This is a genomic window from Rhodococcus sp. ACT016, from assembly GCF_050477185.1.
Classification (GTDB): domain Bacteria; phylum Actinomycetota; class Actinomycetes; order Mycobacteriales; family Mycobacteriaceae; genus Prescottella.
The window spans coordinates 1,083,202-1,101,896 of record NZ_JBEAET010000001.1 but is presented as its reverse complement, the minus strand read 5'-3'; the positions used below and the strand labels follow the sequence as shown (position 1 = coordinate 1,101,896).

At 68.8% G+C, this 18,695-nt stretch carries 17 protein-coding genes; 6 read left to right on the top strand and 11 right to left on the bottom strand.

Annotated features, from left to right (window positions below; all coding sequences use genetic code 11):
* Nucleotides 1-27: 27 nt before the first annotated feature.
* From ACQ5DX_RS05270 to dapE, 6 genes are all read right to left on the bottom strand, one after another.
* On the bottom strand, nucleotides 28-951 hold the full coding sequence (locus tag ACQ5DX_RS05270; protein WP_430331622.1) for a glucosyl-3-phosphoglycerate synthase: 924 nt from the start codon (nucleotides 949-951) through the stop codon (nucleotides 28-30).
* Nucleotides 948-1,856 (bottom strand): dihydropteroate synthase, encoded by a 909-nt coding sequence (folP, locus tag ACQ5DX_RS05265; RefSeq protein WP_430331621.1) that lies wholly within the window; start codon nucleotides 1,854-1,856, stop codon nucleotides 948-950. The genes ACQ5DX_RS05270 and folP overlap by 4 nt, the downstream gene beginning before the upstream one ends.
* Before the next feature lie 29 nt (nucleotides 1,857-1,885).
* On the bottom strand, nucleotides 1,886-3,661 hold the full coding sequence (locus ACQ5DX_RS05260) for a long-chain-acyl-CoA synthetase (protein ID WP_430331620.1): 1,776 nt from the start codon (nucleotides 3,659-3,661) through the stop codon (nucleotides 1,886-1,888).
* Between the two features lie 84 nt (nucleotides 3,662-3,745).
* The gene (locus ACQ5DX_RS05255) at nucleotides 3,746-4,303 is read right to left on the bottom strand and encodes a TIGR00730 family Rossman fold protein (protein ID WP_430331619.1); all 558 of its coding nucleotides are present in this window, start codon (nucleotides 4,301-4,303) and stop codon (nucleotides 3,746-3,748) included.
* Entirely contained in the window at nucleotides 4,300-5,106 is an 807-nt protein-coding gene (locus ACQ5DX_RS05250) for a TIGR00730 family Rossman fold protein (RefSeq protein ID WP_430331618.1), read from the bottom strand. Before ACQ5DX_RS05250 ends, ACQ5DX_RS05255 begins: the two co-directional genes overlap by 4 nt.
* An 18-nt stretch (nucleotides 5,107-5,124) precedes the next feature.
* Entirely contained in the window at nucleotides 5,125-6,222 is a 1,098-nt protein-coding gene (dapE, locus tag ACQ5DX_RS05245; protein WP_430331617.1) for a succinyl-diaminopimelate desuccinylase, read from the bottom strand.
* A 117-nt stretch (nucleotides 6,223-6,339) separates the two neighbouring features.
* Here dapE and dapD point away from each other — a divergent pair, with 117 nt between their 5' ends.
* From dapD to ACQ5DX_RS05225, 4 genes are all read left to right on the top strand, one after another.
* Complete coding sequence (gene dapD, locus ACQ5DX_RS05240) at nucleotides 6,340-7,293, top strand: 2,3,4,5-tetrahydropyridine-2,6-dicarboxylate N-succinyltransferase (RefSeq protein WP_430331616.1); 954 nt, start codon at nucleotides 6,340-6,342, stop codon at nucleotides 7,291-7,293.
* A gap of 59 nt (nucleotides 7,294-7,352) precedes the next feature.
* Nucleotides 7,353-8,717, top strand: coding sequence for an amino acid permease (locus ACQ5DX_RS05235; RefSeq protein ID WP_430331615.1), 1,365 nt, complete (start codon nucleotides 7,353-7,355; stop codon nucleotides 8,715-8,717).
* 185 nt (nucleotides 8,718-8,902) lie between these two features.
* Entirely contained in the window at nucleotides 8,903-10,168 is a 1,266-nt protein-coding gene (locus tag ACQ5DX_RS05230; RefSeq protein WP_430331614.1) for a YncE family protein, read from the top strand.
* Nucleotides 10,169-10,290: 122 nt separating this feature from the next.
* Nucleotides 10,291-11,100 (top strand): enoyl-CoA hydratase, encoded by an 810-nt coding sequence (locus ACQ5DX_RS05225; RefSeq protein WP_430331613.1) that lies wholly within the window; start codon nucleotides 10,291-10,293, stop codon nucleotides 11,098-11,100.
* A 10-nt stretch (nucleotides 11,101-11,110) separates the two neighbouring features.
* On the opposite strand, the gene ACQ5DX_RS05220 is transcribed toward ACQ5DX_RS05225, so the two are convergent.
* Nucleotides 11,111-11,728, bottom strand: a complete 618-nt coding sequence (locus tag ACQ5DX_RS05220; protein WP_430331612.1) for a DUF4304 domain-containing protein — start codon at nucleotides 11,726-11,728, stop codon at nucleotides 11,111-11,113.
* A 119-nt stretch (nucleotides 11,729-11,847) separates the two neighbouring features.
* Between ACQ5DX_RS05220 and ACQ5DX_RS05215 the strand changes: the two genes are divergently transcribed.
* Together ACQ5DX_RS05215 and ACQ5DX_RS05210 are read left to right on the top strand one after the other, a co-directional pair.
* The gene (locus ACQ5DX_RS05215) at nucleotides 11,848-12,510 is read left to right on the top strand and encodes a TetR/AcrR family transcriptional regulator (RefSeq protein ID WP_430331611.1); all 663 of its coding nucleotides are present in this window, start codon (nucleotides 11,848-11,850) and stop codon (nucleotides 12,508-12,510) included.
* The gene (locus tag ACQ5DX_RS05210; protein ID WP_430331610.1) at nucleotides 12,507-13,469 is read left to right on the top strand and encodes a TauD/TfdA dioxygenase family protein; all 963 of its coding nucleotides are present in this window, start codon (nucleotides 12,507-12,509) and stop codon (nucleotides 13,467-13,469) included. The genes ACQ5DX_RS05215 and ACQ5DX_RS05210 overlap by 4 nt, the downstream gene beginning before the upstream one ends.
* A 31-nt stretch (nucleotides 13,470-13,500) precedes the next feature.
* Here the strand turns inward: ACQ5DX_RS05210 and ACQ5DX_RS05205 are convergent, their stop codons facing one another.
* From ACQ5DX_RS05205 to pruA, 4 genes are read right to left on the bottom strand one after another with little or no spacing between them, the layout of a single operon-like run.
* On the bottom strand, nucleotides 13,501-14,535 hold the full coding sequence (locus tag ACQ5DX_RS05205; RefSeq protein ID WP_430331609.1) for an NADP-dependent oxidoreductase: 1,035 nt from the start codon (nucleotides 14,533-14,535) through the stop codon (nucleotides 13,501-13,503).
* A 26-nt stretch (nucleotides 14,536-14,561) separates the two neighbouring features.
* The gene (locus tag ACQ5DX_RS05200; protein WP_430331608.1) at nucleotides 14,562-15,968 is read right to left on the bottom strand and encodes an acyl-CoA synthetase; all 1,407 of its coding nucleotides are present in this window, start codon (nucleotides 15,966-15,968) and stop codon (nucleotides 14,562-14,564) included.
* Nucleotides 15,969-15,994: 26 nt separating this feature from the next.
* Nucleotides 15,995-16,963 carry a proline dehydrogenase family protein gene (locus ACQ5DX_RS05195; protein WP_430331607.1) on the bottom strand — a complete coding sequence of 323 codons (969 nt, stop codon included), beginning with the start codon at nucleotides 16,961-16,963 and terminating at the stop codon, nucleotides 15,995-15,997.
* Nucleotides 16,960-18,609, bottom strand: a complete 1,650-nt coding sequence (pruA, locus tag ACQ5DX_RS05190; RefSeq protein ID WP_430331606.1) for an L-glutamate gamma-semialdehyde dehydrogenase — start codon at nucleotides 18,607-18,609, stop codon at nucleotides 16,960-16,962. The genes ACQ5DX_RS05195 and pruA overlap by 4 nt, the downstream gene beginning before the upstream one ends.
* Between the last annotated feature and the right edge of the window lie 86 nt (nucleotides 18,610-18,695).

Below are 18,695 nucleotides of genomic sequence, written 5' to 3'. Positions count from 1 at the left end.
ACCGCCGACAAGCACGCCGTGGGCGGGTCAGGAACGGATGGTGTTCATGGGCGGGCGATCCGCGAGCGAGACATCGGTGCGCGCCGGAACGAACGAGTCGCCGTCCGCGACGAACTGCGTCAGTCCGCCGCCACTGTCCTCGACGCCGCACCGGCGCAGCATCGTGCCGATGATCTGCCGGCTCATCACGCCCAGATCGGACAGCGGCCGGTTGCGGTGCTTGCGCACCCCCAGATTGACCTGACCGATCGCAGCGAGCCCGAGGCGGTCGTAGGTGTCGAGGAGCAGGCCGATCTCGACGCCGTAGCCGGGCGCGAACGGCACCGACGACAGCAGTTCCCTGGAACCGGCGTACTCGCCACCCAGCGGTTGGAGCACGCACGTCAGCTCGGGACGCAGGGCCGCGAGCATGGGCCGGGCCACCAGTTCGGTGACCCGACCGCCGCCGTTGGCGTCCTCGGTGCCGCTGACCCGCAGCGGACGGCGGTAGTAGCCCTTGACGAGGTGTATCCCGTCGACCGTGAGCAGCGGTCCCAGCAGTTTCGGGACGAACGCCGGATCCGGGTCGACCAGGTCGGAGTCGACGAACGCGATCAGGTCCCCGGTGGTCGCCGCGACGGACCGCCACAGCACCTCGCCCTTGCCCGGCACCGGCGGCAGGCCCGGCACCGCCTCCTCACGGCTGATGACCGTCGCACCGGCCGCGGCCGCCCGCTCGGCCGTCGCGTCGCAGGATCCCGAGTCCAGCACGATCAGTTCGTCGACCAGCCCGCCGAGCAACGGATGGATGGTGTCGACGACTCCGGCGACCGTCTTCTCCTCGTTGAGCGCCGGCAGCACGACCGACACGGTCCGCCCCGCCTTGGCCTGCTCGAGTTCGGCGATGCTCCAGCACGGGTGGTCCCAGCTGTTGGCGTCCGTCCAGGTACGCGACGCTTCGGTGATGCTCATGCCAACCCCCGTACGGTGCGGACAGGCTGCCGCGTACCCATGATCGCTGCGACCATGTCGACCACCCGCCGGGTCGAGGCAACCTCGTGGACGCGGAACACACGGGCTCCACCGGCGGCCGCCAGAGCGGTCGCCGCGAGGGTGCCCTCCAACCTCTCGGCCAGTTCCACACCCAAAGTCTCCCCGACGAAGTCCTTGTTGCTCAGCGCCATCAGCACGGGCCATCCGGTCTTAACGAGAACTTCCACGCGGCGCAACAATTCGAGCCCGTGAAAGGTGTTCTTCCCGAAATCGTGGGTCGGATCGATGAGGATCGCGTCCTGCTTCACGCCCAGTCGGGCCGCGTGTTCGGCGGCGCGGACCACCTCGTCGACGACGTCGGCGACCACGTCGACGTACCGGACCCGATGCGGGCGGGTGCGCGGCACGGCGCCCCCGGTATGTGAGCAGACGATGCCCGCGCCCTGTTCGGCGGCGACCTCGACGAGCCGCGGATCGGCGCCCGCCCAGGTGTCGTTGATCAGGTCTGCACCCTCACCGCACGCGAGTCGCGCCACTTCGCTGCGCCACGTGTCGACGCTGATGATCACGTCCGGGTACCGCGCTCTGATCGCCTCCACGAAAGGCACGACGCGGCGGATCTCCTCGTCGCTGTCGACGACCGCGCCCGGGCCGGCCTTGACCCCGCCGATGTCGATCAGGTCGGCGCCCTCCGCGACGGCGCGATCGACCGCCGCCATGGCTGCCTCGTCGGTGAAGGTGGCACCGCGGTCGTAGAACGAGTCCGGGGTGCGGTTGACGATCGCCATCACGAGGGCACGATCGGTCGCGACCGGCCTGCCGCAGAGCGTGGGCAGGACGTGGCCGGGGGCCGAGGTGTCGTCAGCGACAGGGCGGGGTGCCATGCCCCCATAGTCGCATGACCGGGATCGCACTACGCCCCGGGCGCATTCCCCTCGGCGACGTCACGGACGTAGTCGTCGTAGGCGGTCACGTAGCCGTCGGCGCGACCGGCCAACACGTACAGACGGTCGACGCCCGCCGTGTATCCCTCGTCGCGCAGTTCCACCTTGCGGCTCTTGAACGTCGACGTCGTCTCGAGTGAGTCGACCACCCGTACGAACAGCGGAATCGCATAGACCGGCAGCCGGCCGAACAGCGCCTGCGCCAACTGTGCGCCGTCGAACTCGTGCCCGGCGTGGAGGGTCACCGCAGCCATGCCCGCCTTGCCGTCGGTGCCGGGCACCGCGACGCCGTACACGACGGCCTCGTCGATCGAGGGGTGGGCCGACAGGGCACCCTCGACCTCGGTGGTGGCGACGTTCTCGCCCTTCCACCGGAACGTGTCGCCCAACCGGTCCACGAAGGCCACGTGCATGAACCCCTGGCTCCGCACCAGATCCCCGGTGTCGAACCAGCAGTCACCGTCCTTGAAACCGTCTCGGACGAGCTTCTTTTCGCTGGCATCGGGATCGGTGTACCCGTCGAACGGTGCCCGGTCGGTGACTTTCGACAGCAGCAGTCCCACCTTTCCGGTGCCGACCCGGCGCAGGCGGCCGGCCTCGTCCCGTCGGGCCCGGCCGGTCTCGGGATCGAACTCGACCACCGCGTACGGCAGCGGGCAGATGCCGGCGGTGCGCTCGACGCCGAGCGCGTTGACGAAGGCGATGTTGCATTCGCTCGCACCGTAGAACTCGGCGACGCGCTCGATGCCGAATCGCTCGGTGAACTCGGTCCAGATCTCGGGGCGCAGGCCGTTTCCGACGACGAGCCGGATGTCGTTGTCGCGGTCGGTGGGCTTGGCCGGCTGGTTGAGCAGGTATCGGCACACCTCGCCGATGTAGACGAACGCGGTGGCGCCGTTGACCTTCGCGTCGTCCCAGAACCGGGAGGCGGAGAAGCTGCGCCCGATGGCGAACGTCGCGCCGGACGACAGCACCGACGACAGCGACACCGTGAGCGCGTTGTTGTGATAGAGCGGCAGCGCGCAGTAGAGGGTGTCGCTGCGGCGCAGGCGAACTCCCATCGCCCCCAGCCCCGACATGCTCTTGAGCCAACGGAAGTGGCTCATCAGGCTCGCTTTGGGCAGCCCCGTCGTCCCCGAGGTGAAGATGTAGAAGGCGCGATCCTTGCCCTGGATACGCTCGCACACAGCGGGATTCGATGCATCCGCAGTCTCGGCCGAGGTATCGAGCTCGGCGGTCGACAGCACGGCCTTCGCGTGCGGATCATCGTCGAGTGAGGTGATCGCCTCGTCGCACTCCTCCCCCACGACGAGGACGCGGCTGTCCAGCAGCGACAGGCTGTGCGCCAGTACGTCTCCCCGCTGGTTGTGGTTGAGCATCCCCGCGACCGCCCCGAGCTTGACCGCCGCCAATGTCAGCAGCAGCGTCTCGGGCCGGTTCTTCACGAGGATGCCGACGACGTCGCCGTGCCGAACACCGTTTCGCGCCAGGACATCGGCGTAGCGGTTCACACGCTCGTTCGCCTGGCCGTAGGTGATGGTCGCACCCTCGAAGCGGATGAACGGGTGATGCGGCTGCCGGCGGGCCAGCTCCTGGAACACCCGGCCGATGGAGTCGCGGGCGTCGGGCTTGCGGGTCAGTCCCAGCGCTCCACGCGCCAGGCTGGGAAGCTCGATCGCCATCTGTGGGAGTTTGAGCGCCAACTGCGCGAGACCGATAGTCGAGGCAGTGGCGTCGGAACTCATCGGCATCCTTCACGGGAGGGGGCAGTTCTTACTTCACAGTAACCTTTGCACCCCGTCCCCGGAACCCCTCGACAGGAACGACTTTCATCCCAGGCAGGCGTCGAGCGCGGCCTCGATGTCACTCGTCACGATCAGACCGTCGAGCGCGCGCTGCGCCACGAAGCCCTGAGACTTCGCGCCCTCGAGCCAATCCAGCAGACCCCGGAAGTGCTCGACCGGATCGAGCATCACCACCGGCTTCTCGTGCATCCCGAGGTAACCCGCCGTCCACGTCTCGAACAGTTCCTCGAGCGTGCCGATGCCACCCGGAAGGGTGATGAACGCGTCCGCGCGGTCCTCCATGATCCGCTTCCGCTCGCGCATCGTGTCGGTGACGATCAGCTCGTCCGCGTCGACGTCGGCAACCTCCCTGTGCACCAGCGCTTTCGGAATGACCCCGATGGTCCACGCGCCCGACGCGCGGGCCGCCTCCGCGACAGCGCCCATCATCGAGACGTTGCCGCCACCGGACACGAGTTGCCAGCCGCGCCGACCGATGGCGGCGCCCACCTCCGCGGCCAGCTCCAGGAACTTCGCGTCCACCGGTCCCGACGCGCAGTACACGCAGACCGCGAACTTGTCGTCGGGCTTGTCGCCGCTCACCACTCGTCCTCGTCCCCCAGGAGTGCCGCCTCGTCCACGCCCTGCTGCGACTCGACGACGATGCGCACCACCTCGTCGATGTCGTCGGTGACGTGGATCAGATCGATGTCACCGGGCGAGATCTTGCCGGAACGTTCGAGGACGCTGTGCAGCCAGTCCACCAGCCCGGACCAGAATTCGGTGCCGACCAGGATGATCGGGAACCGGGTGATCTTGCGGGTCTGGACCAGGGTGAGTGCCTCGAACAGCTCGTCGAGCGTGCCGAACCCACCCGGCAGGCAGATGAACGCCTGCGAGTACTTCACGAACATCGTCTTGCGCGCGAAGAAATAGCGGAAGTTGATGCCCAGATCGACCCAGTCGTTGAGCCGCTGCTCGAACGGGAGCTCGATGCCGAGCCCGATCGAGTAGCCCCCGCTCTCGCTGGCACCGCGGTTCGCGCCCTCCATGACGCCCGGGCCGCCACCGGTGATGACCGCGAACCCGGCCTGCACGAGCGCGGTGCCGAGTTCACGGGCCGTTCGGTACTCGGCCGCGTCCTCGTCCGTGCGGGCGGAGCCGAACACCGTGACCGCGCGCGGCACCTCCGCGAGCGCACCGAACCCCTCGATGAACTCGCTCTGGATGCGCAGGACCCGCCACGGGTCGGTGTGTACCCAGTCGGTGGGCCCGCGCTGGTCGAGCAGCCGCCGGTCGGCCGTCGTGACCTCGGCCTTGCGGTCGCGGCGCAGCATGACCGGGCCGCGATGCTTCACCGAGGCGGTGCTTCGCCGGGCCGCTCCGGTCTTCCTCTCAGGTGCCATGCGGCCAAGGCTAGGCGTTCACGCGCTCAGGTACCCACGCAGCACGCGCGTCACGTCGGTGATCTGGTGGACCGGGACGTGTTCGTCACGCTTGTGGGCCAGATTCGGATCACCCGGACCGTAGTTGACCGCGGGGATCCCCAGCGCCGAGAAGCGCGAGACGTCGGTCCATCCGTACTTGGCGCGGTACTGCCCACCGGCCGCCTCGATCAGCGCCGCCGCCGCGGGATGGGACAGGCCCGGCAGCGCGCCCGCGGAGCTGTCGGTGACCTCGAACCCCAGCTCGAGGCCGCCCAGGGCCGACGGATCGAAGACCTCCCGGACGTGGGCGATCGCCTGCTCGACGCTGCGGTCGGGCGCGAACCGGAAGTTGACGTCCATCTCCGCGGCGTCCGGCACGACGTTGCCCGCGACCCCGCCGGAGATCCGCACCGCCGACAGTCCCTCCCGGTAGACGCAGCCGTCGATGTCCACCGACCGGGCCTCGTACGACGACAGCCGCTCGAGAACCGGGGCGAACTTGTGAATCGCGTTGTCGCCGAGCCACGAGCGGGCCGAGTGGGCCCGCACGCCCGACGTCGTCAGCCGCACACGGAGCGTGCCCTGGCAGCCGGCCTCGATGAAGCCGCCCGTCGGCTCGCCGAGGATCGCGACGTCGGCCTTCAGCCACTCGGGGAGGTCGCGCTCGATCCGGCCCAGGCCGTTGTACTGCGCGGCGATCTCCTCGCAGTCGTAGAACACCAGCGTCAGGTCGTGGGCGAGATCGGAGACGGTCGCGGCCAGGTGCAGGAACACCGCGTCGCCCGACTTCATGTCGACGGTGCCGCAGCCGTGCAGCAGGTCGCCGCGCTCGTCGGTCGTGCGGCGGCTGGGCACGTTGTCGGCGATCGGCACGGTGTCGAGGTGACCGGCCAGCATGACGCGACTCGGCAGCCCGCGGTTCGTCCGGGCGAGCACCGCGTTGCCGCTGCGGATCACCTCGAACCCCGAGGTCTGGTCCCGGAGCGCGGCCTCGACGGCGTCGGCGATGACGCCCTCGTCCTGCGACACACTCGGAATGTCCACCAGGGCGGCGGTGAGATCGATGGGGTCGGCGTGCAGATCGAGAAGGCTCACCGTTCCAGACTAGGGGCATCGCCGCCGCGCTACCCGACCGGTCGGAACGCGCGACCTCGGCCGCAAACGGCTCACCGCCCCTGAACGGATCTTGCCGCTCGCGTAATCTGTGCATTCGTGAGTGCACAGGGAGCATCTGCAGTAGGCGTCGCCAACGTGACCGAGTCCGGCACGGTTCTCGACACCTGGTACCCCGCCCCCGAACTGGGCGAGTACCAGGAGAACGGAACCGTCGCGCTCGAGGGAACCGACATTCCGTCGGACCTCGCGCTACTCGCCGGTCACGACGAGGCCCGTGAGGTCCAGCAGGTCGTGGTGCGCACCACGATCACCGATCTGTCCGCGCCGCCGGTCGACGCGCACGACGTCTACCTGCGTCTGCACCTGCTGTCGCACCGCCTGGTGCAGCCGCACGGCGTCAACCTCGACGGGCAGTTCGGTCTGCTCGCGAACGTCGTGTGGACCAACTTCGGCCCGTGTGCGGTGGACGGCTTCGAACTGGTCCGCTCGCGTCTGCGGATCCGCGGCCCGGTGACCGTGTTCGGTGTCGACAAGTTCCCGCGGATGGTCGACTACGTCGTCCCGGCCGGTGTGCGCATCGCCGACGCCGACCGCGTCCGCCTGGGCGCCCACCTGGCCAGCGGCACCACCGTCATGCACGAGGGCTTCGTGAACTTCAACGCCGGCACGCTCGGCAACTCGATGGTCGAGGGCCGCATCTCGGCGGGCGTCGTCGTCGGTGACGGCTCCGACGTCGGTGGCGGCGCGTCGATCATGGGCACCCTCTCGGGTGGCGGCAAGCAGGTCATCTCGGTCGGCGAGCGCTGCCTGCTGGGCGCCAACGCGGGCCTGGGCATCTCGCTCGGCGACGACTGCGTCGTCGAGGCGGGCCTCTACATCACCGCCGGCACCAAGGTCACCGGCCCGGACGGCACGGTCGTCAAGGCCGCCGACATCAGCGGCCAGTCGAACATCCTGTTCCGCCGGAACTCGGTCTCCGGCGCCGTCGAGGTGGTGCCGTGGAAGGGCACCGGTGTGGAACTGAACGCAGCTCTTCACGCGAACGACTAGTGAGCAGTAGCGGTACCCCAGTCCGATTAGGGCATGGCCTGAAGGTCCGTCATCTGACGATGATGGGCCTCGGGTCGGCCATCGGCGCCGGTCTCTTCCTGGGGACCGGCGTCGGGATCGCGAAGGCAGGCCCCGCGGTCCTCGTCTCCTATCTCATCGCCGGTTTCGTCGTGGTGTGCGTGATGCGCATGCTCGGCGAGATGGGCGCCGCTCTGCCTGCGAGCGGATCCTTCTCGCACTACGCGCGGATCGGCATCGGCGAGTGGGCCGGCTTCGTGATGGGCTGGCTGTACTGGTTCATGCTCATCATGGTCCTGGGCGCCGAGATCACCGGCGCGTCCGCGATCGTGAACGACTGGATACCCGGCGTCCCGCAGTGGTTGATCGCGCTGGTGTTCGTGACCTTCTTCGCTGTGGTCAATCTCGCGAAGGTGAGCAACTTCGGCGAGTTCGAGTTCTGGTTCGCCGCGCTCAAGGTCACCGCGATCATCGGCTTCCTCGTCGTCGGCGTCCTGCTCGTCTTCGGACTCCTGCCCGGGACCGAGCCCGTCGGGTTCACCCACTTCCTCGGCGACGGCGGCTTCATGCCCAACGGGTTCGCCGGCATCGCCGCGGGTCTGCTCGTCGTGGCGTTCGCGTTCGGCGGCATCGAGATCGTCACGATCGCGGCCGCCGAGTCGGAGGACCCCGAACGGGCGATCGCGACGGCGGTGCGCAGCGTCGTGTGGCGAATCAGCGTCTTCTACATCGGCGCGATCGCGATCATGGTTTTCCTGCTGCCGTGGAACGACCCGGACCTGCAGGACGGACCTTTCGTCGCGGTTCTCGACAAGGCGAACCTTCCGTACGTGTCCGGCCTCATGGAACTCGTCGTGGTGATCGCCCTGCTGTCGGCGTTCAACGCGAACGTCTACGGCACGTCGCGGATGGCCTTCTCGCTCGCGCGCCGGGGCGACGGACCGGCGGCGCTCGCGAAGCTGTCCAAGTCCGGCGTCCCGACCAACGCCGTGCTGCTCTCGGTGTTCTTCGGTTTCGTCAGCGTGCTGCTGAACTGGCTGCTGCCCGATTCGCTGCTCGGCATCCTGCTCAACGCTGTCGGCGCGGCGCTGCTGGTGATCTGGGTGTTCATCGTGGTCACCCATCTGCGGTTGCGTCCGAAACTCGAGCGCGAGGGCAAGCTGACGGTGCGGATGTGGCTGTTCCCGTACCTCAGCTACCTCACGCTGGCACTGCTCGCCGGGTTCGTGGTGCTGATGGCGTTCGACGCCGACGCGCGTGAGCAGTTGATCTCGACCCTGGTGCTGTTCCTCCTGATTCTCGCGCTCGCACTCGTCAATTCACGGCGGCGAGCGAAGAAGGCCGCCGCCGAGGCCGAGGCGGCCGCCGCAGCCGCAGCCGCAGCCGCGGTCGAGCCCGCGATCTGACCGTCGGCAGCGCTCTCTGCGCTGCCGACGGCACCCGGCGCGACGAGTCCTGCCGCGCAACGGTGTTCGTGATTCCCCTATGCGACGCGAAGTCGCTTGCTAGCCTGCCGCCAGCAAATCGAGTCGACGAGGGAACGCGAATGACGCCACGCAGGACAGGATTCGGACGAGGGTGCGCCGTCACCATGACGGTCGCCGCGGCGATCTCGGCACTGGCCGTCGGCGCGCCGGCCGCAACCGCCGCGCCCGCGGGCCTCGACGAGGTGCTGTTCGTCGGCAACAACTGGGAAGGCACCGCCGACGTCATCAAATCGACGGGCACCTACGACAAGCTCGGCCGGATCGACATGATCCCCGACAAGGACGAGCGCCTGCGCGAGATCTACCTCAACCCGATCAAGCTCGCCTTCTACCTCGGTATCCGGGCGACCGCGGGCGAAGGACACGACCAGTTCGTCGACGACATGTACACGACACCCGACGGATCCGCGGTGGTCGCGTCCCGGCCCAGCTTCGCCGACGTCGTCTCGATCGACCTGACCACCGGCAAGATCAACTGGCGGTTCCCGGTCTCCGGTTTCCGCGCCGACCACATGGCCGTCTCTCCGGACGGCACCCGTGTCGCGGTCTCCGCGTCCACCAGCAACACCGTGCACGTCCTCGACATCGCCACGGGCACGCAGGTCGGGTCGTTCACGACGGGTGACAAGCCGCACGAGAACGTCTTCACGGACGGCGGCCGGTACCTGTGGAACATGTCGATCGGCGAGGTGAACACCCCGCTGGACGCGCCGGAGCTGGACTTCACCAAGGGCGACCGCCGGATCACCATCGTCGACGCGCAGACCTTCCAGACCGTGAAGGTGATCGACATGCGTGATCGGCTCGACGCGTTCGGGCGCAAGGACCTGTCCAACTCGGTGCGTCCGGTGTCCTTCAGCCCCGACGAACGGACGCTGTACTTCCAGGTCTCGTTCTTCAACGGCTTCGTCGAGTACGACGTTGCGGCCGACCGGATCACCCGGATCAAGGAACTGCCGAAGAACCCGGCCACCAACCCGGACCGCACCACGTGGGTCAACGACTCCCGCCACCACGGCATGTCGATCAACCCCGACGGCACCCGGCTGTGCATCGCCGGGACGATGGACGACTACGTGACCACCGTCGACACCGCGACGCTGCAGGAGACGACGCCGGTGCCGGCCGGAAAGCCGTACTGGGCCACCGTGAACGGAGACGGCACCCAGTGCGTGATCTCCGAGAGCGCGAACGACACGGTGAGCGCAATCGACTTTGCAACCGGGCAGAAGGTCGCGACGATCCCGGTGGGCGACCACCCGCAGCGGGTGCGCCTCGGCCACGTGCCGATCGGGTGGACCGCGCCGCCGCCCGGCGATCACCAGGGCAGCCTCGGCAGCTCCGGGTCGTCCGGCAGCTTCGGGTCGTGAGGCACGCCGGCGCGCGGAGGTCTCGCCGGTGACGCCGACGAGCAGGGGTTTAACGGAATAACGGGCACATCGGGCGCTCCCGCGGCGTAGGGTCACAGCGACCCACGCCCATAGGAGATCCGTTGAGCTTCATCGTCGTCGAACGGCCGCGCGAGAACGTGGCACTGGTGACCCTCAATCGCCCGGAACGCATGAACGCGATGGCGTTCGACGTCATGATCCCGTTCCGGGAAGCGCTCGAGGCCATCAGCAACGACACCTCGGTGCGGGCCGTCGTGATCACCGGCGCCGGCCGGGGCTTCTGCTCGGGCGCCGACCAGCGATCGGCTGGCCCGATCCCGCACATCGAGGGACTGACCCGACCGTCGATCGCGCTGCGGTCGATGGAACTGCTCGACGACGTGATCCTCACGCTGCGCCGCATGCACCAGCCGGTGATCGCGGCGGTGAACGGCGCGGCGATCGGCGGCGGGTTGTGCCTGTCGTTGGCCGCGGACATCCGGCTCGCCGCGCCCGAGGCGTACTTTCGCGCGGCCGGCATCAACAACGGTCTGACCGCGAGCGAACTGGGCCTGAGCTACCTGCTGCCGCGGGCGATCGGGTCGTCGAGGGCGTTCGAGATCATGCTCACCGGCCGCGACGTCGACGCCGACGAGGCCGCGCGGATCGGCCTCGTGTCCCGCATCGTCGCCGGCGAGGACCTGCTCGAGGACGCGTTCGACATGGCGGAGCGGATCGCGAACTTCTCACGACCGGGCGTCGAGCTCACCAAGCGCACGCTGTGGTCGAGCCTCGACGCGTCGTCGATGGCGCAGCACATGAACCAGGAAGGCCTCGGCCAGCTGATGATTCGGCTGATGACCGACAACTTCGAAGAAGCGACCACCGCCCGCCGCGAGAAGCGGGACCCGGTCTTCCGGGACACCCGCTAGAGGCCGCGGGTCAGCCCGACACGTCGACGAAGGAGACGGCGTAGGAGTCTGCCGCCCTTCGGAACTGCTCGACGAGGCGCAGCCAGCGCGGCTCTGCGCCGAAGCCGGCGAGCGCACGCGCGTACTGGTCGCGGGCACCGGACTCGTCACCCGTGGCCAGACGGTAGCGGAAGACGTCGAAGTCGATGTCCGACCCCACGGCCCGCGCCACGTCGTCGGGTCCGCAGAGTTCACCCATCACGGCCAACGCGTCGATCAGTGCTGCGCGCAGCTGGTCGGCGACCTCGGGGACGCTGATGTCGGCGTGCACGGTCACATGCGGTCCGATCCCGGAGGCGATCGTCTCGATCCGGCACCGGTACTGGCAGTCGACCTCGGCGGGCCGCTGCTGCGGTTCGCGTCCGATGACGCGATCGAACTCCGCCGAGTACACGCCGCAATTGACGTAGAACCTGATGGACTCGCGGCTGTTCCCTGCCGAGCGCTGCAGGTTGATCACGTCGACCACGCCGTCGCGGTCCCGCGTGAACGTGAGCTTCCGCTTGCGAAATCGCCGCTCCTTCAAGAGCGGAATGACACTTGCCTCCAGGACGGAGGTGAACGCTTGCTCGGCCGACCCGTGTTCCATTCGATCATGCTCGCAGACCGCGGCGCACAAGCGGAGATCCAGCCACGGCGGCCGTCCGAACAAGAATGAATTCCAGATAATCGTTGACACACTAAGGCTTCAGCCTTAATCTTGCGGCTGTGACCCAGACCACGTCCCGGCAGGCGATGATCGAGGCGGCCGAGCAGATCATTGCCGAACGGGGAATGCCCACGCTGACGCTCAAGGACGTCCAGATCGCGGCCAAGCAGTCCAACAAGTCGGCAGCGAAGTACCACTTCGGTTCCCGCGAGGGCCTCCTCGAGGCGCTCGTCGAGGTCCGCATGTCCCCCGTCGATGCCCGCCGACAGGAACTGCTCGACGAAATGGAGCGGCTGGGCGCTCCCCCGACCGTTCGACAGGCGGTGGGGGCACTCGTCCGGCCCCTGGCCGCCGAGACACTGGGCCGACCCGGCAGCCGGTACGCCCGCTTCCTCGTCCAGGCCATGTTCGACCCCGCCCTCGCAGACCTCATCCAGAGGCACCTGAGAGCGGAGAGCTACCGGCACGTGCATCGAATGCTGATCGACCTCTGTCCGGCACCCGGAGAGATCGCCGCCTGGCGTGCCGACAACATCACCATGCTCAGCATGACTGCCCTCGCCGCACGGGAGGGAACGGATCGCACCCCAGCAGAGACCGCGGCGATCGTCGCGGATCTCGTCGACACCTGCGCGGCCGTGCTCGAAGCCGGCACGTCCGCGCACACCAGCAGCGCCGTCGGACCGACGGACCACACCGAGCCCCAAGGAGTTTCGCAATGACGTCCTCCGCTACTCCCGACATCTTCCGAACGTTCATCGAGCCCCGCCCCACGGACCCGCTCTACGCCGTCGGCCCGCTCATGGCGCGACGCACCACCGAGGGCGCGGAAGCTCGCCCCTACGAACTGTTCTCGCTCACCCCGCAGACCCCCACCATCGGTGCCGAGGTCTCGGGAATCCGGCTGAGCGGCGACCTGTCCGACGATGTGCTCGCCGAACTCCGGCGCGCACTACTCGAGTGGAAGGTGCTGTTCTTCCGCGACCAGGACATCGACCGCGCCGAGCATCGTGAATTCGCCTCGCGCTGGGGCAAACTGGAACAGCACCCGTTCTTCAAGTACACGCAGCCCGGTCAGAGCGACGCGGACGTCGCGACCCTCGCGAAGGACGGCATGGCCGCGGGTGTCGAGAACATGTGGCACAACGACGTGACCTGGCACGAATTCCCCTCGTTCGCAGCGGTTCTGCGCGCCGTCGAGGTTCCGTCGGTCGGCGGTGACACGCTGTGGACCGACACCGGTGCGGCCTACGACCTCCTTCCGGAGGACGTCCGGGCACGCATCGACCACCTGCCGGCCGAGCACGATTGGATCAACAGCTTCGGTCGCGGCATGCCCGCGGAGTCCGTCGAGATGCTCCGACCGCTCTTCGCTCCGGTCGTGCACCCCGTGGTGCGGGTGATCCCCGAGACCGGACGACGGGTGCTGTTCGTCAACGCCGTCTTCACCCAGCGCATCCTCGGCGTCTCGGAGGACGAGTCGAACGAGCTGCTCCGCATGCTGTACCGCCACGTCCAGCGTCCGGAGTTCCAGGTGCGCCTGCGGTGGCAACCGAACACCATCGCGTTCTGGGACAACCGCACGTGCCAGCACTACGCATCCAGCGACTACTACCCGGCGCGCCGCGTCATGGACCGCATTTCGATCGTCGGCGACACCCCCGTCGGCATCTCCGCCTGATTCCCGAGGATTCCGGTCGTCGTCGAACCCGTCAGTCCTGCTCCGACCCGACCCTGACGACCAGTTTTCCGAAGTTCTTGCCGTGCAACATTCCGAAGAATGCGGACGGCGCATTCTCCAGCCCGTCCACGACGTCCTCCCGGTGCTTCAGCCGCCCCTCGGCGAGCCACTGGGAGGCGTCGCGCTCGAAGTCGCCGTAGACCTCCCGGACGAACTCGGACTGGATGAAACCACGGACGGTCAGGCTCTTGACGAGCACCAGGCTCATGAACCCGGGAAGCCGGTCCGGCCCCTCGGGATCCGATGCGACGTTGTACTGGGACACCATCCCGCACACCGGAATCCGCGCGTGGAGATTGAGCAGCGGCAGCACTGCGGCGGTGACCGGACCGCCGACATTCTCGAAGTAGACGTCGATCCCGTCCGGCACGGCCGCTTTCAGTCGATCGGCGAAATCGGGTGCACGATGGTCGATCGCGGCGTCGAAACCGAGTTGGTCTCGCACGTATGCGCACTTGTCCGGTCCACCCGCAATTCCGACTGCCCGCGCGCCGTGGATCTTCGCGATCTGCCCGACGGCCGAACCCACCGGGCCGGACGCCGCGGCCACGACGACGGTCTCCCCTGCCTTCGGCTGACCGATCTTCAGCAGCCCCGCGTAGGCCGTGAAGCCGGGCATACCGAGCACGCCGAGCGCGGTGGCCAGCGGGGCCCGGTCGGGATCGAGAACGCGCACCGCGGTGCCGTCGGCCACCGCGTGCGACTGCCAGCCGGTGTATCCGAGCACGTACGTGCCGGCGGGAAGGCCGGGTGCTCGGGAATCCACGACCTGGGAGACGGTGCCGCCGACCATGACGTCGCCCACCTCGACCGGATCGGCGTACGACTCCCCGGCATTCATCCGATTGCGCATGTACGGGTCCAGCGACAGGTACACCGTCCGCAGCAGCACCTGACCGTCGGCGAGGTCGGGCAGTTCGACCGTCTCCGTGCGGAAGTTGTCTTCGGACGGTTCCCCGTGCGGTCGTGAGGCGAGGACGATGCGGGTGCTCGTGACTGCGCTCATGTCCCGACCGTACGCCGGTGGACCCGTCAGGCCAGCAGCTTCTTCTGTACCTTGCCCATCGCGTTACGCGGCAGCGACTCGACGATCCGCACCTCCCGCGGCCGCTTGTGCACCGACAGCTGCGACGCGACGTGCTCGATCAGCGTCGCCTCGTCGAGGCCGTCGCCGACGACGAACGCCACGATGCGCTGGCCCAAGTCGGCGTCGGGCAGCCCGACGACCGCGGCCTCCTTCACGCCGGGATAGCCGAGCAGCACCGTCTCGATCTCGCCGGCGCCGATGCGGAAACCCCCGGACTTGATGAGGTCGGTGGATTCGCGTCCGACGATGCGGTGGAAGCCGCCCTCGTCGATCACGGCGACGTCACCGGTCTGGAACCAGCCGTCGTCGGTCCACGACTCGGCGGTCGCGTCCGGGCGGTTCAGGTAGCCGTCGAACAGCATCGGACCGCGGACCTGCAGACCACCGATGCTCTCGCCGTCGTGCGGGACGTCTCCGCCGCGCTCGTCGCGCAGCCGCGTCTCGACGCCACGCACCGGCAGGCCCACCCAGCCGGGCCGGCGCTCGCCGTCGACGCGGGTGCTGATCGTCAGCATCGTCTCGCTCATGCCGTACCGCTCGATCGGGGTGAGGCCCGTCAGGTCGCGCAGTCGCTCGAACACCGGGACCGGGAGCGCGGCGCTGCCCGACACCAGCAGCCGGGCGGTACCGAGCGCCCGGGCCGACTCCTCGTCCTCGGCGATCCGCGACCACACGGTGGGCACGCCGAAGAACAGTGTGCCGCCGTCACGGGCGGCCTGCGCGTAGGCCTGCGGCGTCGGTTTGACGGTGTGAACCAGGCGGCTGCCCACCCGGAGGGCTCCCAGCAGCCCGAGGATCAGGCCGTGCACGTGGAACAGGGGCAGACCGTGCACCAGAACGTCCTTCGACGTCCAGTCCCAGGCCTCGGCCATGGCGTCGATGCCCGCCGCGAGCGCTCGGCGGCTCAGCAGCACACCCTTGGGCGCCCCCGTCGTGCCGGAGGTGTAGAGCACGAACGCGATCGACGACGGGTCCGGTTCGGGATGCGTGTGCCAGTCCCGCGCGTGCAGCCGCACCGGCACGACCGGCAGGGTGGTGTCGTCGGGGGCCGGACCGAGCCAGGCCTGGGCCCCGGAATCGCGGAGGATGTGCTCGCGCTCGGCCGGACCCGAATCCGGCGGCACCGGCACCACGGTGACACCGGCGAGCAGACAGCCGACGATCGCGACGATCGTCGCCGGTGTCGGCTCGGCGAGGATCGCGACGCGGCGGGCGCCGGCGATGCGCTTGGCGAGCGCCCCGGCGGCGCCGACGATATCGGTGCGGGAGAGCGAGGTGTCGCCGATCCGGACGGCGTCGGGCATGTCGTCGCCGCGCGCGACGGCGAGAGGGTTCAGCGAACTGAGCAGCACGACGCCCACTGTCTCACACCAACCGTTCAGCTCCGGGTGAGCATCGAGCGCAGGAAGAACCGCAGGTTCGACGGCCGCTCCGCGAGACGACGCATGAAGTACCCGTACCACTGCACGCCGTACGGCACGTACACCCGCACCCGGCGACCGGCGTCGACCAGCCGTCCCTGCTCGAGATCCCGGATGCCGAACAGCATCTGGTGTTCGAAATCGCTCGCTCCCCTGCCGGTTTCCGCGAGCAGACGGTCCACCGAGTCGATGAGCGCCGGGTCGTGCGTCGCGACCATCGGGTAGCCGCCGCCGCGCATGAGGATCGCCAGGCAGCGCGCGTACGACGCGTCGACGTCGGCACGGGACTGGAAGGCCACCGACTCGGGTTCGCGGTACGCGCCCTTGCACAGTCGGATCCGCGACCCCGCGCCCGCGAGGTCGCAGCAGTCGTCCTCGGTCCGACGCAGGTATGCCTGCAGCACCGTGCCGAGCCACGGGAAGTCCGCACGCAGCTCGCGCACGATCGACAGCGTCGAGTCGGTGCGGGTGTGGTCCTCGGCGTCGACGGTCACCCACATCCCGTGCTCGCGCGCGGCCGCGCAGATCGTGCGGGCGTGGTCGAGGGCGATCTTGTCCCCGTCCACGGGCAGTCCCTGCCCCACCGCCGACAGCTTCACCGACACCTCGAGCGGGCGCACCCCGTCGGCATCGGCGTGCGGCAACCGCCCCAACTCGGCCAGCAACTCCAGGTACGCGACGACGGTGTCCCGGGCCTGCCCGGCGTCGAGAGTGTCCTCGCCGAGGTAGTCCATGCTCACCGACCGACCTGCGACGAGCAGCGCGGACGCCGCCGCCATCGCGTCGGCGAGCGTCTCCCCCGCGACGAAGCGCCGCACGATCGACTTGGTGACCGGCGCCCGCGTCACCGCGCTCTTGACCCGGGCCGACCGGGCGGCCGCGAGGATTGCGGGCCGTAGCGGATTCGCCAGGACGCCGGGCGTCATCGACCTCGCTCCGGTCCCATGTGTGGGTAGCGAGGGTCGGTCGGCGGGACGAAGGTCTCCTTGATCGTGCGTGCCGACACCCAGCGCAGCAGGTTCAGCGGCGAGCCCGCCTTGTCGTTGGTGCCCGACGCCCGACTGCCCCCGAAGGGCTGCTGGCCCACCACGGCACCTGTCGGCTTGTCGTTGACGTAGAAATTGCCGGCGGTGAAACGCAGTGCGGCCGTAGCCTGTTCGATGGCACTCCGATCGTCGGCGACGACCGCACCGGTCAACGCGTACGGCGCCGCGGTGTCCACCGCGCGGAGCACGTCCGCGAACGCTCCCGGCGCGGAGTCGTCGTACACGTGCACCGACAGGATCGGACCGAAGTACTCCTTCGCCAGCGCCTCGTCACCGGGGTCGTCGACGAGCAGCACGGTCGGCCGGACGAAGTAGCCGACGCTGTCGTCGTACTTGCCTCCCACCGCAATCCGGACGCCGGCGGCGCCGCGGGCCCGCTCGATCGCGGCGACGCTCTTGTCGTACGCACGACGGTCGATGAGCGCGCCGCCGAAGTTCTCGAGATCGTTGACGTCGCCGTAGGTGAGGGCGTCGACCTCGGCGAGGAACTGCTCCTTCATCCCCTCCCACACCGACCGTGGAACGTACGCCCGCGACGCTGCCGAGCACTTCTGCCCCTGGTACTCGAACGCCCCGCGGATCAGGGCTGTCGACAACACCGCCGGATCGGCCGACGCGTGCGCGACCACGAAGTCCTTGCCCCCGGTCTCCCCCACCAGCCGCGGGTAGCTGCGGTAGTTCGCGATGTTCGCACCCACCTCACGCCAGAGATGCTGGAACGTCGCCGTCGACCCGGTGAAGTGGATCCCGGCCAACCGCGGATCATGCAGCGCCACATCGGAAACGGCGAGGCCGTCGCCGGTGAGGAGGTTGATCACCCCGGGCGGCAGCCCCGCCGCTTCGAGCAGTCGTACGGTCCAGTACGCGGCGAGCGTCTGCGTCGGCGACGGCTTCCAGATCACCGTGTTCCCCATCAGCGCCGGCGCGGTAGGCAGGTTCCCGGCGATCGCGGTGAAGTTGAACGGCGTGATCGCGTACACGAAACCCTCGAGTGGCCGGTACTCGAGGCGGTTCCACACCCCCGGCGACGACGTCGGCTGGTCGGCGAGGATCTGCCGGGCGAAGTGCACGTTGAACCGCCAGAAGTCCACCAGTTCGCACGGCGCGTCGATCTCGGCCTGCTGCACCGACTTGGACTGGCCCAGCATGGTCGCGGCGGCCACCTTCTCGCGCCACGGTCCCGACAGCAGATCGGCGGCGCGGAGCAGGACCGCGGCCCGCTCGTCGAACGGCAACTCCCGCCACCCCGGTGCCGCCGCCGTCGCGGCGTCGATCGCGGCGCTCGCGTCGTCGTACGTCGCATTCGCGAATGTCGCGAGGATCGAGGAATGCCGGTGCGGCTCAAGCACTTCCGACAATTCGCCGGTTCCGGTTCGATCCCGGCCGCCAATTACGTGCGGGATCTCGACGACCCCGGCCGAATGCTCCGCGAGAGCTTCCCTCAGACGCGCTCGCTCGGGACTTCCCGGCGCGTAGGAGTGAACCGGCTCGTTGCGCGGCGCCGGTACCTGCGTGACGGCATCCATGCTGCCCTCCTCAGCCAGAGCCAGAGAGACTGCAATCAAGCTCAGGCTACGCCCGACACCACCCCGTGCGCCCCGCAACAAGTGTG

What these genes read in the sequence shown, in the direction of transcription:
- ACQ5DX_RS05250 (WP_430331618.1), bottom strand. Translation starts at nt 5,106, where the DNA reads ATGGCACCTGAGAGGAAGACCGGAGCGGCCCGGCGAAGCACCGCCTCG.
- ACQ5DX_RS05220 (WP_430331612.1), bottom strand. Translation starts at nt 11,728, where the DNA reads ATGGAACACGGGTCGGCCGAGCAAGCGTTCACCTCCGTCCTGGAGGCA.
- ACQ5DX_RS05205 (WP_430331609.1), bottom strand. Translation starts at nt 14,535, where the DNA reads ATGAGCGCAGTCACGAGCACCCGCATCGTCCTCGCCTCACGACCGCAC.
- folP (WP_430331621.1), bottom strand. Translation starts at nt 1,856, where the DNA reads ATGGCACCCCGCCCTGTCGCTGACGACACCTCGGCCCCCGGCCACGTC.
- ACQ5DX_RS05195 (WP_430331607.1), bottom strand. Translation starts at nt 16,963, where the DNA reads ATGACGCCCGGCGTCCTGGCGAATCCGCTACGGCCCGCAATCCTCGCG.
- pruA (WP_430331606.1), bottom strand. Translation starts at nt 18,609, where the DNA reads ATGGATGCCGTCACGCAGGTACCGGCGCCGCGCAACGAGCCGGTTCAC.
- ACQ5DX_RS05235 (WP_430331615.1), top strand. Translation starts at nt 7,353, where the DNA reads ATGATGGGCCTCGGGTCGGCCATCGGCGCCGGTCTCTTCCTGGGGACC.
- ACQ5DX_RS05270 (WP_430331622.1), bottom strand. Translation starts at nt 951, where the DNA reads ATGAGCATCACCGAAGCGTCGCGTACCTGGACGGACGCCAACAGCTGG.
- ACQ5DX_RS05210 (WP_430331610.1), top strand. Translation starts at nt 12,507, where the DNA reads ATGACGTCCTCCGCTACTCCCGACATCTTCCGAACGTTCATCGAGCCC.
- ACQ5DX_RS05230 (WP_430331614.1), top strand. Translation starts at nt 8,903, where the DNA reads ATGACGGTCGCCGCGGCGATCTCGGCACTGGCCGTCGGCGCGCCGGCC.
- ACQ5DX_RS05260 (WP_430331620.1), bottom strand. Translation starts at nt 3,661, where the DNA reads ATGAGTTCCGACGCCACTGCCTCGACTATCGGTCTCGCGCAGTTGGCG.